The organism is Streptomyces sp. NPDC047079, from assembly GCF_040643755.1.
Classification (GTDB): Bacteria; Actinomycetota; Actinomycetes; order Streptomycetales; family Streptomycetaceae; genus Streptomyces.
The window spans coordinates 69,849-82,196 of record NZ_JBEYUZ010000013.1; the positions used below are offsets into that span (position 1 = coordinate 69,849).

The 12,348-nt window shown below is 72.4% G+C and carries 13 protein-coding genes and 1 pseudogene; 4 read left to right on the plus strand and 10 right to left on the minus strand.

The features are described from left to right. Window positions 1-54: 54 nt before the first annotated feature. Entirely contained in the window at window positions 55-885 is an 831-nt protein-coding gene (locus ABZ823_RS18720; RefSeq protein ID WP_361661018.1) for an alpha/beta fold hydrolase, read from the minus strand. A gap of 284 nt (window positions 886-1,169) precedes the next feature. Between ABZ823_RS18720 and ABZ823_RS18725 the strand changes: the two genes are divergently transcribed. Further along, window positions 1,170-1,931 carry a GntR family transcriptional regulator gene (locus ABZ823_RS18725; protein WP_361661021.1) on the plus strand — a complete coding sequence of 254 codons (762 nt, stop codon included), beginning with the start codon at window positions 1,170-1,172 and terminating at the stop codon, window positions 1,929-1,931. Between the two features lie 261 nt (window positions 1,932-2,192). Here the strand turns inward: ABZ823_RS18725 and ABZ823_RS18730 are convergent, their stop codons facing one another. From ABZ823_RS18730 to ABZ823_RS18740, 3 genes are all read right to left on the minus strand, one after another. After that, window positions 2,193-3,350: an ROK family transcriptional regulator gene (locus ABZ823_RS18730; protein WP_361661024.1), complete on the minus strand. Its 1,158-nt coding sequence runs from the start codon at window positions 3,348-3,350 to the stop codon at window positions 2,193-2,195. Window positions 3,351-3,437: 87 nt separating this feature from the next. Continuing rightward, entirely contained in the window at window positions 3,438-4,100 is a 663-nt protein-coding gene (locus tag ABZ823_RS18735) for a response regulator transcription factor (RefSeq protein ID WP_361661027.1), read from the minus strand. Between the two features lie 51 nt (window positions 4,101-4,151). After that, entirely contained in the window at window positions 4,152-5,306 is a 1,155-nt protein-coding gene (locus ABZ823_RS18740; protein WP_361661030.1) for a histidine kinase, read from the minus strand. A 107-nt stretch (window positions 5,307-5,413) separates the two neighbouring features. Between ABZ823_RS18740 and ABZ823_RS18745 the strand changes: the two genes are divergently transcribed. From ABZ823_RS18745 to ABZ823_RS18755, 3 genes are read left to right on the plus strand one after another with little or no spacing between them, the layout of a single operon-like run. Next, window positions 5,414-6,334, plus strand: a complete 921-nt coding sequence (locus tag ABZ823_RS18745; protein ID WP_361661033.1) for an ATP-binding cassette domain-containing protein — start codon at window positions 5,414-5,416, stop codon at window positions 6,332-6,334. 2 nt (window positions 6,335-6,336) lie between these two features. Further along, on the plus strand, window positions 6,337-7,053 hold the full coding sequence (locus ABZ823_RS18750) for an ABC transporter permease (RefSeq protein WP_361661036.1): 717 nt from the start codon (window positions 6,337-6,339) through the stop codon (window positions 7,051-7,053). A 41-nt stretch (window positions 7,054-7,094) separates the two neighbouring features. Further along, a complete protein-coding gene (locus tag ABZ823_RS18755) occupies window positions 7,095-7,535 on the plus strand; it encodes a hypothetical protein (protein WP_361661038.1) in 441 nt (146 codons plus the stop codon). Window positions 7,536-7,539: 4 nt separating this feature from the next. Here ABZ823_RS18755 and mug read toward each other — a convergent pair whose 3' ends face one another. The 6 genes and pseudogenes from mug to ABZ823_RS18785 all read right to left on the minus strand — a co-directional run bounded on the left by mug (window position 7,540) and on the right by ABZ823_RS18785 (window position 12,327). Next, window positions 7,540-8,085, minus strand: coding sequence for a G/U mismatch-specific DNA glycosylase (gene mug / locus ABZ823_RS18760; RefSeq protein ID WP_361661309.1), 546 nt, complete (start codon window positions 8,083-8,085; stop codon window positions 7,540-7,542). Further along, a complete protein-coding gene (gene purB / locus ABZ823_RS18765; RefSeq protein ID WP_361661040.1) occupies window positions 8,082-9,524 on the minus strand; it encodes an adenylosuccinate lyase in 1,443 nt (480 codons plus the stop codon). Before purB ends, mug begins: the two co-directional genes overlap by 4 nt. Before the next feature lie 426 nt (window positions 9,525-9,950). After that, window positions 9,951-10,007: pseudogene (locus ABZ823_RS18770) on the minus strand (hypothetical protein); the annotation flags it as partial. Between the two features lie 114 nt (window positions 10,008-10,121). Beyond that, window positions 10,122-10,607 (minus strand): ATP-grasp domain-containing protein, encoded by a 486-nt coding sequence (locus tag ABZ823_RS18775; RefSeq protein WP_361661312.1) that lies wholly within the window; start codon window positions 10,605-10,607, stop codon window positions 10,122-10,124. Window positions 10,608-10,645: 38 nt separating this feature from the next. Further along, a complete protein-coding gene (locus tag ABZ823_RS18780) occupies window positions 10,646-11,404 on the minus strand; it encodes a response regulator transcription factor (RefSeq protein ID WP_361661314.1) in 759 nt (252 codons plus the stop codon). Between the two features lie 41 nt (window positions 11,405-11,445). Continuing rightward, window positions 11,446-12,327 carry a histidine kinase gene (locus ABZ823_RS18785; RefSeq protein ID WP_361661043.1) on the minus strand — a complete coding sequence of 294 codons (882 nt, stop codon included), beginning with the start codon at window positions 12,325-12,327 and terminating at the stop codon, window positions 11,446-11,448. Window positions 12,328-12,348 lie beyond the last annotated feature (21 nt).

A 12,348-nucleotide genomic window follows, 5' to 3' on the forward strand; every position in this document is an offset into this window, starting at 1 on the left:
ACTGCCCGCCGTGCCACGAGCACCAGGGAGGACAGGTGCCGTCCGCAAGGGTCCTCAGCGGCTGCCGTCCAGGATCACGCGGGCCACCAGCGCCGGGTCGTCGTTCATCGGGACGTGTCCGCAGCCGGGCAGCCGTACCAGACGGGCCGCCGGGATGATCCGCTTCGCGCGGACTCCCTGACGAGGCACCAGGATCCTGTCCCTGGTACCCCAGGCCACGGTGACCGGGAGCCCGGGCACGTCCTGCGTGAACCGCACGGTCGCGCCCTGTCGGAGGGTCGCGGCGAACCCCTCGGCCCTGGCCAGCGCCAACGTCTCGGCGACGACGGCCTCGGGGGAACGGCGGCCCGGCCGGGCGTAGATGGTGCTCGTCAGCACCGTGCGCCCGGCCGCCGTGCGCGACAGCCGCTCCACCACCGGCAGCGGCACGTTCCGCGCGGCCTGACGCATTGCGAGGAGCACCGTGAACGCGTACCGCCGCTCGGCCGGGGTCCAGAAACCGGCCGGTGCGAGGGCGGTGACGGATCGTACGAGCTTCTCGCGGCCCAGTTCGAGGGCCAGCAGACCGCCCAGCGAGTTGCCCGCCACATGTGGGCGGTCGATCTCCAGTGCCTCGCACAGCGCACCGAGCGCGGGCACCACACTCGGCAGGTCGTACCCGAGCCCGTCCGGCAGGGCGGGAGAGGCGCCGAAGCCGGGAAGGTCGACGGCGATCACATCGCGCTCGGTGGCCAGGATGTCCACGACCGGGTCCCAGGCCTGCCGGTGATGGCCGATGCCGTGCAGCAGGAGAAGCGGTTCGCCGGTGCCCACGCGCGCGTACGACACGGTCACGGTCCGCGGGCCGTGCGGGGAGGGAACGCCGAAGGAGACCGTGGCGGCCATGCTGCTGCTCCTCGTCTGGATTCGGGCTACGGACGATGTTCGTAGACAGCTTGTCAGCAACCGCTACCGCTCGGTAGCCCCCGGTTCGCCCGCGTGTCATCCGTGTCGCCCCCGCGAACGTCGTGTGAACGCGCTGGGGCATCGCACCCGAGCGCTGCGTAAGGGATCGAGGATTGGTCTTGACCAAGGGTGGGGGCCGCCCTATGGTCGCAGAGAAGTGCAACAACCTTTAATAAACAAGGGCGCTAAAACGCCGCCGCACCACGGCGATTGCGGAGGACAGGGTGGGGACCACGCAGCTGGAACCGGCGCCGGAACCTAAGTACTGGCACCTGAAGACCGTGCTGACCGAAGCACTCGACTCGGAGTTCTCGGTGGGTGAGATCCTGCCCAACGAACGCGACCTGGCAGCCCGCTTCGGCGTCGCCCGCGCCACGCTGCGGCAGGCGCTGGAACAGCTCGAACTGGAAGGCCGGCTGCAACGCCGCCGCGGTGTCGGAACGACCGTCGCCCCGCCCCGCGTCGGGGTCGCCGTCGGTTCCGAGCGGCACATGTGGCCGGGCGCCGCCGGAGACGCCTGGCGGCCCGTCGACTGCACGACCGCGGTCCCGCCCGCCGCCGTGGCCGACCTCCTGGGAACCGCCCGGGACGAGGAGGCCCACACGGTGCGGCGCTCCCGGGTGACGCACGGCCAGCCCGTCGCCGCCGAACTGCTCTACATCCCGGGCTCCTCGGTGCCCGACCTCTCCGCGATCGACGCGCCCTCCGGTGCGGCACGCGCCCGTGCCGTCCTGCGGGAACTCCAGCGACGCGAGCTTGAGGACCAGGACCAGGCCGTCGAGCTGGGCTCGGCCAGCGCCGAGGACGCCAAGGAGCTCGACCGGCTGCCCGGCGCGCCCGTCCTCGTCGTCACCACCCGCTACCACGCCGAGGGCCGGACGGCGGCCGTCTCCGTCGCCACGTACCGCGCCGACACCTGTCGGCTGACCTTCGGCGCCTCGGGCCGCGTCGAGATCCACCACGACCCGGAGCGCCGCGCCTCCTGACCGCCCGGGGGCAGGCCCGGGGCAGCCCGTGCCCGGGGCCACTCCGCCCTGGGTTCGGCGGGCTTGCGGGTTCACCGGCCGGGTTCACCGGCCGGGTTCCGCGGGCCGCGGGTTCGCCAGGCGGGTTCCCGGTGCGGAGAGGTTCACCCGGCCACCGAGAGAGCCGCATCCGTCGCGTCCCGGGACATCCGGGGCGCGAGGCTTTGGCGCGACCCCAGGCGCCCGTACGCGGACGGACCCATGCTGCGCACGCGGTCCGCTTCAGCGCCGCGCCGTGACCGTGCCCTCCACCGCGAACAACTGCTCCTCCACATGGTCAAGCGCCAGCCGCAGCGCCCCCGTCGCCACCGCGGCCTCGCCGAGCCGGGACAGGGTCACCTTCGGCGGGCGCAGGCAGTAGCGGGCCAGTTCCTGGCGCAGCGGATCCAGTACACCGTCCAGGCCCGCCGCCCAGCCGCCTATGACGACCAGTTCGGGGTCGAGGGCCAGGACGAGGGCGGCCACGTCGTGCACCAGCCGCTGGATGAAGCGGTCCACGGCGGCGCGGGCCCTCTGGTCGCCCCCGCGGGCGAGGGCGAAGACGTCGGCGACCTGCTGCTCGTCCAGCGGCTGAAGTGGTTCGTCCGTGGTCGACAACAGCTTCTCGGGAGCCGCCTCGCGGCCCAGCAGGTGCAGTGCGCCGATCTCCCCCGCCGCCCCGCCGTAGCCGCGGTGCAGCCTGCCGCCGATCAGCGAGCCGGCGCCGGGACTCAGCCCCGCCAGTACGAAGACAATGTCGTCGGACTCCGCGGCGGCGCCCTTCCAGTGCTCGGCCACGGCCGCCGCGTTGGCGTCGTTCTCCACGAGAACCGGGCACTTGAAGGAGCGGCTGAGCCGTTCGCCCAGGTTCAGACCGGTCCACTCCGGCAGGGCCGTGCCCAGGCGCACGGTGCCGTCCGCCTCCACGATGCCGGGGCTGCCCACGCCCACCGCGCGCAGCGAACCGCGAGCCACGCCCGCACGGCGCAGCAGCTCGGCGACCGTGCCCCGCAGCCGGTCCAGACGTTCGTCGGCCGATGCCGCCTCGGAGATCTCCTTGGACAGCGAGCCCAGCTCCCGGCCGTCGAGGTCGGTGAGAAGGGCGGTCACCCGGTGGGCGCCGACATCCAGGCCGAGCAGATGGCCCGCCTCCGCCCGGAACCGGTACCTCCGTGCGGGCCGCCCCTGCCGACGGGCCGCCCCCTCCTCGGCGGCCTGCTCCACCACGAGCCCGGCCTCGATCAGCCCCTCGACCACTCCCTCGACGGTCGGCCGGGACAGCCCGGTCACCTTGGTGACCTCGGTGAGAGTCGCGCAGTCCGTGGCACGCAGCGCGTGCAGCACCACCGCGGAGTTGATCCTTCTGAGCAGAGAGGGATCCCCGCCGGTCAGCCGCCCCAACGTCCGTCCTCCCAGCTCGTGCGCGTGTTGGCCGGATGGTACTCGGCACCGCGCACGCCCGCGAGGGCCGGGCGGCATCCAGACGGATCAGCCCGGCGTGACGAACCCCGACTCGTACGCCGCGATCACCGCCTGGGTGCGGTCCCGGGCTCCCAGCTTGGCCAGCACGGCGCTGACGTGGGACTTCACCGTCTCGGTACCGACGATCAGCTGTCCGGAGATCTCGGCGTTCGACAGGCCGCGCGCCATCAGCCGCAGCACCTCGGCCTCGCGCTCGGTCAGCGCGGCCCGCTCCATCGCCGCCCGGGCCGCCCGGTTGGCCCCGCCGTCCCCGTACGCGGCGGCCAACTCCCGTACTGACGCCGGGAACAGCAGCGACTCACCCTCGGCGACCAGCCGCACCGCGTGCACGATCTCCGCCGGACGTGCCCGCTTCAGCAGAAAGCCGTCCGCGCCCGCGCGCAGCGCCTGGTAGACGTACTCGTCGTTCTCGAACGTCGTCACCACGATGATCTTGGGTGGGGCGTCGACGGTACGCAGCACCGCGCGTGTGGCCTCTATGCCGTCCATCAGCGGCATACGGACGTCCATCGCGACCACGTCCGGCCGCAGTCGGCGCACCAGGGGGATGACCGCCGCGCCGTCCGCCGCCTCGCCCACCACCTCGATGTCGGGCTGCGTCTCCAGCACGGCGCGCAGACCCGTGCGGACCAGGGGCTCGTCGTCCACGAGCAGAACGGTGACCGGCATCCGGTCAGCCTAGTGCTGCGACCGGACGGGTTCACCGGCCACAGCACCAGATCAACCGAGCGGCAGCTCCGCACGCACCTGCCAGTCGCCCTCGTCCGGACCGGTACGGGCGCTGCCCCCCAGCAAAGCGGCGCGCTCCCGAATACCGCGCAGCCCGCTGCCCCGCCCGGGCCCGGGTATCGCGGCCGGGAGCGGATTGCGGACCTCCAGGGCGAGCGTGCCGTCCGTGACGGACACCCGGACCCGCACCGGGACGGAACCCGCGTGCCGCAGGACATTCGTGAGCGCCTCCTGAAGGATGCGGTACCCCTCACGGGAGACCGGCCCCGGCAGCGCCGCCACGGGCCCTGTCACCTCCGCGTCGATCTTGGCGCCGGAGGCGCGCGCCGACTCCAGGAGGCGGCCGGCGTCGGCCAGCGTGGGCCGGGCGCTCGCGGGCCGCTCCGACTCGCGCAGCACCCCGAGGACCCGCTCCAGGTCGGCGAGGGCGGCCCGGCCGGTTTCCTCGATGGCCCCGAGCGCCCGGTCGGTGAACGCCGGATCGCCCGCCGCCCGCGCCGCGCCCGCCTGCACCACCGCCACCGTCAGGGCGTGCCCGATCGAGTCGTGCAACTCCCGTGCGATCCTGGTGCGTTCGAGCAGCTGCTCGGTGCGCTCCTCCAAGGCGGCCAGCCGCTCGGCGGCGGACGGTCCGAGGAGCCGGCGCGCGCATGCCGTGACCAGCACGCCCAGAGCGAGGACGGCCCCGTAGAGGGCGAGCAGCGGGAGCGGAGCCAGCAGGGCGAGGGCCCGGTTCGGCGGCAGCCGATCCACCAGCGGAAGGCCGGAAGGCGCCCCTCCCCAACCGCACCTCGCCAGCTCGTAGGTGAGGGCCGGCAGCCACACCGTGGCGAACGAGGCCACCCAGCCGAGAGCCATCCGCAGCTCCAGCCACAGCACCGTGCGCATCCGGTCCCGCCAACCCGCCGACGGGGTCACGGAGATGCCCGGCTCCTCCTCGCCGGGTGTCAGCAGCAGCCGGGCCTGCACGCCCTCGCCCGTGCGCACGGCGGGCACGAGGCCGATCGGGACGAGGACGAGCGCGGGCACCCAGGGTCTCGACATGTCGATGAACAGCCACACGCTTTCGATCAGCATGGGCACCCAGAGATGCAGCAGGCGGGTGTACGTCGTCCCGCGCAGCAGCGGACGCAGGAAGCGGACCATGGGCACATGGTCGCAGGGGGGCACCGACAACGGCCTCCCCCGCACGGGGGAGACGATCTCCACCGGCGGGGGAGGATCCGATCCGTCCGCCCGGCCAGGCTGGTGCCATGACCAGCATCGACGTACGAGGCCTCACCAAGGAGTACGGCAGCCGACGGGCCGTGGACCAGCTCACCTTCAGCGTCCGCCCCGGCCGCGTCACGGGCTTCCTCGGTCCCAACGGCGCCGGAAAGTCCACCACCATGCGGCTCCTGCTCGGCCTCGACCGGCCGACCTCCGGCACCGCCACGATCGGCGGCCGTGCCTACGCCGGACTGCGCGACCCCCTGCGCCGGGTGGGCGCCCTGCTCGATGCGCGGGCCGCGCACGGCTCCCGCACCGCGCACGCCCATCTGCGCGTCCTGGCGGCGAGCAACCGTATCCCGGTCCGGCGGGTCGAGGCCGTACTGGAGGAGACCGGACTCGCCGCGGTGGCCCGGCGCCGGGTGAAGACGTACTCCCTCGGCATGCGTCAGCGGCTCGGGATCGCCGCGGCCCTGCTCGGCGACCCCGAGGTGATCCTGCTGGACGAGCCCGCCAACGGCCTCGACCCCGAAGGCATCGCCTGGATCCGCACCCTGCTGCGCAGACTGGCCGCCGAGGGCCGTACCGTCCTGGTCTCCAGCCATCTGATGAACGAGACCGCGGCCTTCGCCGACCACCTCGTGATCCTCGGCCGCGGCCGTCTCCTCGCCGACACCCCCGTCCAGGAGTTCATCCACGCGCGCGTCCGGCCCGGGGTCAGGATCCGCACCACCGACGCCGTTGCCCTCGGCGACCTGCTCGCCCGGCACGGCCACGACGCCTCCAGGGGCGAGGACGGGACGTGGACCGTGCGGCACGCGCGCGTCGACGACCTCGGCCGCCTCATGTCCGAGGCGGGCGTGCCCGTACTGGAACTGGCCCCCCAAGAAGCCACCTTGGAGCAGGCCTACTTCGATCTGACCGCGGCCGAGGCCGAGTTCACCACCCAGCCCCAGGAGGCCTGACCATGCCGCTCGCCCCCGTTCTGCTCGCCGAGTGGATCAAGATCCGGACGCTGCGCTCGCTCGTCGGCAGCCTGGCCGGGATCCTTGTCGCCACCGCCGCGTTCTCCGCGCTCGCCTCCGCCGACGCGGGCACCGACGACCCGGACCCGCTGTTCTCCGTGTTCCTCGGCGTCGGCTTCGGGCAGATCGCCGCGATCGCCTTCGGTACGACGGCCCTGTCCTCGGAGTTCCGGGGCGGCGCGCTGCGGCTGACGCTGGCCGCCGTGCCCGACCGGCGGCGCTGGTTCGCCGCGAAGGCCACCGCGATCGCACTGCCCGTGCTCGCCGTCGGCCTGCTCACCGGAGTGGTCACGCTGCTGGTGGGCAAGGCCGTCCTCGGCGCCTTGGGGCCGAGTTGGACCGAGGGACTGCGCGGTGCCGTGGGCTGCGGCCTCCATCTCACACTGATGGCGCTGTTCGCCACCGGACTGGCGGCCGTGCTGCGCAGCGGCGTCGCGACCCTCTCCATCCTGATCCCGTTCCTGCTGATCGTGTCCTTCGTCATCGGCGACCTGTCCGCGGGCGTCGCCGACTACCTGCCCGACCGGGCCGGTCAAGTGGCCCTGCACAGCACATGGGAGGGCTCCCTCGGCCCCTGGACCGGGCTCGCGGTCGCCGCGGTGTGGACGGGGGCGGCCCTGTTCGCGGGAGCGTGGAGCATCCAGCGCAGGGATGCCTGAGGGCCCGCCAATTGTCAGTGGTGCCCGCTTTACTGGATCACATGGACATCGCGAACCACCTTGCTGTGATCGACCGGCTGTGCGCCCGGGAGTTCCCCGCGGCGCACGGCAGGACGGACGCCGGCACGGGCGGGCCCGGCTATCTCATAGCCGAGTTACAGACCAGCGGGGACTTCCACGAGGACGACGGCACCGAACGGGAGGAGACCCAGGCGCAGTACGAGGCCGACCGGGACGCGCTCGGGGAGCGGCTCGCCCAGCGGTGGGGACCGGCGGACGTGTTCAGCCTGTACAGCGTGTTCCGGCGCGGCATGGAAGGCGAGGAGATGGCGGAGCCATGGGGCACGCTCGCCTCGCACGTGCCCGATGTGCATCTGTGGCGGGCGGAGTCGGGCCGCTGGGTCGCCCTGGGCGTGTCCCAGTGGGACGGCGAACTGCCCTTCCAGCTGCTGGCCGTGGTCACCGACACCGACCCACCCTGACCCATCAGGCCCGCGCAGCCTCCCGCAGCCGCGCGAACTCCTGCGCCATCGTCGCCGCGGTCCAGTGCGCGTTCAGCCCGCTGGGGTTGGGCAGCACCCACACCCGCGTGTCCGCGATGGTCCGTTCCTGCGGCCCCACTTGGGCCCTGCGGTCCCCGAAGGCGGCCCGGTACGCGGTCACTCCCACCACGGCCAGCCATCTCGGCCGCCACCGCGTCACCTTGGCCGTCAGCAGTCGCTCGCCCTCGATGTACTCCTCGGCGGTGAGCTCGTCGGCCCGCGCGGTCGCCCGCGCCACCACGTTCGTGATGCCCAGCCCGTACGACAGGAGCTCGTGCTGCTCGGCGGGCTTCAGCAGCCTCGGCGTGAAGCCGGACAGGTGCAGCACCGGCCAGAATCGGTTGCCGGGCCGGGCGAAGTGATGCCCTGTCGCCGCCGTCATCAGGCCCGGGTTGATGCCGCAGAACAGCACCTGGAGACCGTCCGCGACCACGTCCGGGACAGGACGCTCGCGGGCGGCCTCCAGTTCCGCCGGGGTGAAGCGGCTCAGAGGATCGCTCCGGGGGTGTAGCCGGCAGCCTCCGGGTGCTGCTTGACGATCTCCTCGATCCGGCCGGCGACCACGCCGACCTGGGCGGCGGCCGCGCCGGTGAAGGACAGCTTGTCGGCCATCAGCGCGGCCAGCTGCTCACGGTCCAGCGGCAGCCGCTCGTCGGCGGCGAGCTTGTCCAGCAGGTCGTTGCGCTCGGCGCCCTGCTCGCGCATCGCGAGCGCCGTGGCGACGGCGTTCTCCTTGATCGCCTCGTGCGCGACCTCACGGCCGACACCGGCGCGCACGGCGCCCATCAGCACCTTGGTCGTGGCGAGGAACGGCAGGTAGCGGTCCAGCTCGCGGGCGATGACCGCCGGGAAGGCGCCGAACTCGTCGAGCACCGTGAGGAAGGTCTCCAGCAGGCCGTCCAGCGCGAAGAACGCGTCCGGCAGCGCGACCCGGCGCACCACCGAGCAGGAGACGTCGCCCTCGTTCCACTGGTCGCCCGCCAGCTCACCGGTCATCGAGGCGTAGCCACGCAGGATCACCATCAGGCCGTTGACGCGCTCGCAGGAGCGGGTGTTCATCTTGTGTGGCATCGCCGAGGAGCCGACCTGGCCGGGCTTGAAGCCCTCGGTCACCAGCTCGTGCCCGGCCATCAGCCGGATCGTCTTGGCCAGCGAGGACGGCGCGGCCGCCAGCTGCACCAGGGCGGTCACGACCTCGTAGTCCAGCGAGCGCGGGTAGACCTGGCCGACCGAGGTGAAGGCCTGCGAGAAGCCCAGGTGCCGCGCGATGCGGTTCTCCAGCTCGGCGAGCTTCGAGGCGTCGCCGCCGAGCAGATCCAGCATGTCCTGCGCGGTGCCGACCGGGCCCTTGATGCCACGCAGCGGGTAGCGGGCGAGGAGCTCCTCGACCCTCGCGTACGCCACGAGCAGCTCGTCCGCGGCGGTCGCGAAGCGCTTGCCGAGGGTCGTGGCCTGCGCGGCCACGTTGTGCGAGCGTCCGGCCATGACCAGCTCGGCGTACTCGCCGGCCAGCTTGCCCAGACGCGCCAGCACGGCCACCGTACGATCGCGCACCAGCTCGAGCGAGAGCCGGACCTGCAGCTGCTCGACGTTCTCGGTGAGGTCACGGGAGGTCATGCCCTTGTGTACGTGCTCATGCCCGGCGAGGGCGTTGAACTCCTCGATCCGCGCCTTCACATCGTGCCGGGTGATCTTCTCGCGCTCGGCGATCGAGGCGAGGTCGACCTGGTCGAGCACGCGCTCGTAGTCGGCGATCGCCGCGTCCGGCACGTCGACCCCCAGGTCCTTCTGGGCCCGCAGCACGGCGAGCCAGAGCTGCCGCTCCAGCCTCACCTTCTGCTCGGGGGACCAGAGCGTGGCGAGCTCGGCGGAGGCGTAGCGTCCGGCGAGGACGTTCGGGATACGGGGCTTTGCGGGCGCAGCAGTCACGTGTACGGAGTTTACCTGCCGTCCTTGCGGGGTCCGGCTGGTGCGCACTGTCCACTCCGCCCAGGTCAGAGGCGCCGTGATTGCCATGCAGCGCCGGGTCTGTGAGATGTCCGTGAGATGGAGCCGCCGGCCGCGGGGCCGGCGGACAGACAACGGCCCCGGGTGGTGAAGGTTTCCGGTTCCTTCGCCGCTTCGGGGCCGTTGCGGTCGCACGATGGAATCGAACATATGTTTCCAATCTTGTACCCCTGAGGCGGGGCCGCGAGGGAAGGACCCGCCCCGCCGGAGGTTTCCGGGACTCCGACAGGGCGGGGCCTCATGGGGCACCTCCCACTCGGCGGGGCGTGATGGCACGCGGCGTCCCGGGCCTGGCAGGCGGCGAGGACCTCGGTCGGGTCCTCGGTGACGTACACGGATGACGATGCCGCCCTGGCCGCAGGTGAGGTTCTTGATCGGGCCGAAGCTGAAGCAGGTCAGGTCTCCGGTCGCGCCGACGCCCGTACTGCCCGTCCTCCAGTACCCGGGCGACCGCGGCGGCTTCCTCGCCGTACAGGTACGGGGAGGCGTTGCGTCCGGCGTCGGGCTTCACGGTGGTGGTCATGCGGTGGCTCCCGTCGGCGCGGCGGCGACCTCCAGCTCTGCGATATCACCGACGCGCAACGTCTCCAGGTAGTTCGCCAGGAACACGCCGTTGCGGTAGGCGAGCTGGTCGTGGGCGACCGGCTGGCCGAACAGGCCGTTGACCATCTGTCCGACGAGGTCCGCTCCGGCCGCCTCGCTGAGCGCGAACCCTCCGGCGACGCGAACGTTCAGCTCGTGGATGACGATCCCGTCGTCGGTAATGAATCCCTGCACGCAGCTCAGGCCCTGCGCGTGGACGGCCTGCAGTGTCTTCACGACCAGGTCCCGTACGGCCTGGTCCTCGAACGTCGTGGAGACGGCGACACATCCGGCCTTGACCAGGTCCCGCCTTCGCAGGATCACCGAGGCCTGTCCGTCGCGGTCCACGAGGCAGTCGGCGGTGAACTCGGTGCCGTAGACGCGCTTCTGGACGATCGGGTCGGGGACCAGCTCACACAGCAGCCAGGCGTGCCGCCCGTGACGTCACCATGTGGACGTTCTCATTCGGCGGTGGAGCTGCCGGGGGTGACCAGGCCCGTCTCGTAGGCGATGATGACGGCTTGGGCGCGGTCGCGCAGGGCAAGCTTGGCGAAGATCCGGGCGACGTGGGTCTTCACGGTGGCCTCGCTGAGGGTGAGGGTGGCGGCGAGTTCGGTGTTCGACAGGCCCCGGCCCAGGAGGACCAGCACCTCGCGTTCGCGGGGTGTTAGCGGAGCGAGGTCGCGGTGCAGCGGGGATGTGCGGTCCACGGTCGCCGCACTGACGGGGCGGTGAGCCGCCTCGGCTCGGCCGGCCTCGAGTGTGGTCGCGTAGCGTTCGACCAGACGGCGGGTGATCGAGGGGGCGAGCAGCGCGTCGCCCGTGTTCACCAGCCGCACCGCCGCGGCGAGATGGGCGGCGGTGACGTCCTTGAGTAGGAAGCCGCTCGCCCCGGCGGCGAGCGCCGCGTAGACGTAGCGGTCGAGGTCGAACGTGGTGAGCATGAGGACCCGGCAGCGCGGGAGCAGCCGCAGGACGCGCTTGGCGGCTTCCAGGCCGTCCAGTTTGGGCATGCGGATGTCCATCAGGAGGACGTCCGGGCGTAGCCGTTCGGCCTCTGCGATGGCTTCTACGCCATCTGCGGCCTCGCCAAGGACCTCGATGCCGCGCGAGGTGAGGATGAGGCGGAAGCCGGTTCGGATGAGTTCCTCGTCGTCGGCGATGAGGACGCGCGGGGCGAGGGTTTCCCTGCTCGGGCTCGGCTCCTGGGCGTTCGGGATCCGGTTCGGGGCCTGGTGGATGCGGTCCGCGGGGGGCTGGGTCACGGGCGCTCCAGGGGGATGCGGGCGCGGACACGGTACCCGCCACCGACGCGGCGTCGGGCGTCGAAGTGGCCTCCGTAGACGGCGACGCGCTCGCGCAGACCGATCAGGCCGTGTCCCGCTCCGTCGTTCCGGCGCTGGTGGCCACCGGATCGGACTCCCGCGCTCGCGAAGCCGGCGGACAGCACGCTCGGCCCGCTGTTGAGCACCTCGACCCGCAGACCGTGGTCCGCATAGCGCACCGTCACGGTCGCGGTGCCGCCGTCGCCGTACTTGAGCGCGTTGGTCAGCGCCTCCTGCACGATCCGGTAGGCGGTGACGTCGATGCCGGGCGGCAACGGGCGCGGTTCCCCGGAGATGCGCACCTCGACCGGGAGGCCGGCGAAGGCGATCCGGTCGACCAGGGTGCCCAGTTGACTCAGGCTCGGCTGGGGTGCGAGTCCGGAGAGGTCTCCTTCGCCCTCGCGCTCGGTCCGGTCGTCGTCGCCGTCCGGCGACGGCGCCAGCAGGCCCAGCAGGTGGCGCAGTTCGGTCATCGCGTCGCGTCCGGCACCCTCCACGGCCTGCAGCGCGGTCTCCGCCGCGTTCGGCAGGGCGGTGAGCACCTCGCGGGCTGCGGTCGCCTGTACGACCATCAGGCTGACCTTGTGGCTGACGATGTCGTGCAACTCCCGTGCGATGCGGGCACGTTCGGCTGCCACCGCCGTGCGGGCGGCAGCCTCCCGCTCGCGCTCCAGCAGCCAGCGGCGGTCCTCCAGGATCTTGCGGTAGCGGCGGCGGGCGCGCGCCAGCAGCAGGGCGGTGCCCCCGGTCACCGCCAGGCTCACGGTCGTGAGAGCGATGAGCAGCCAGCCCGTCTCCGATCTCCACACATCGTCCATCGTGCCAGCCGGCCGACGAGC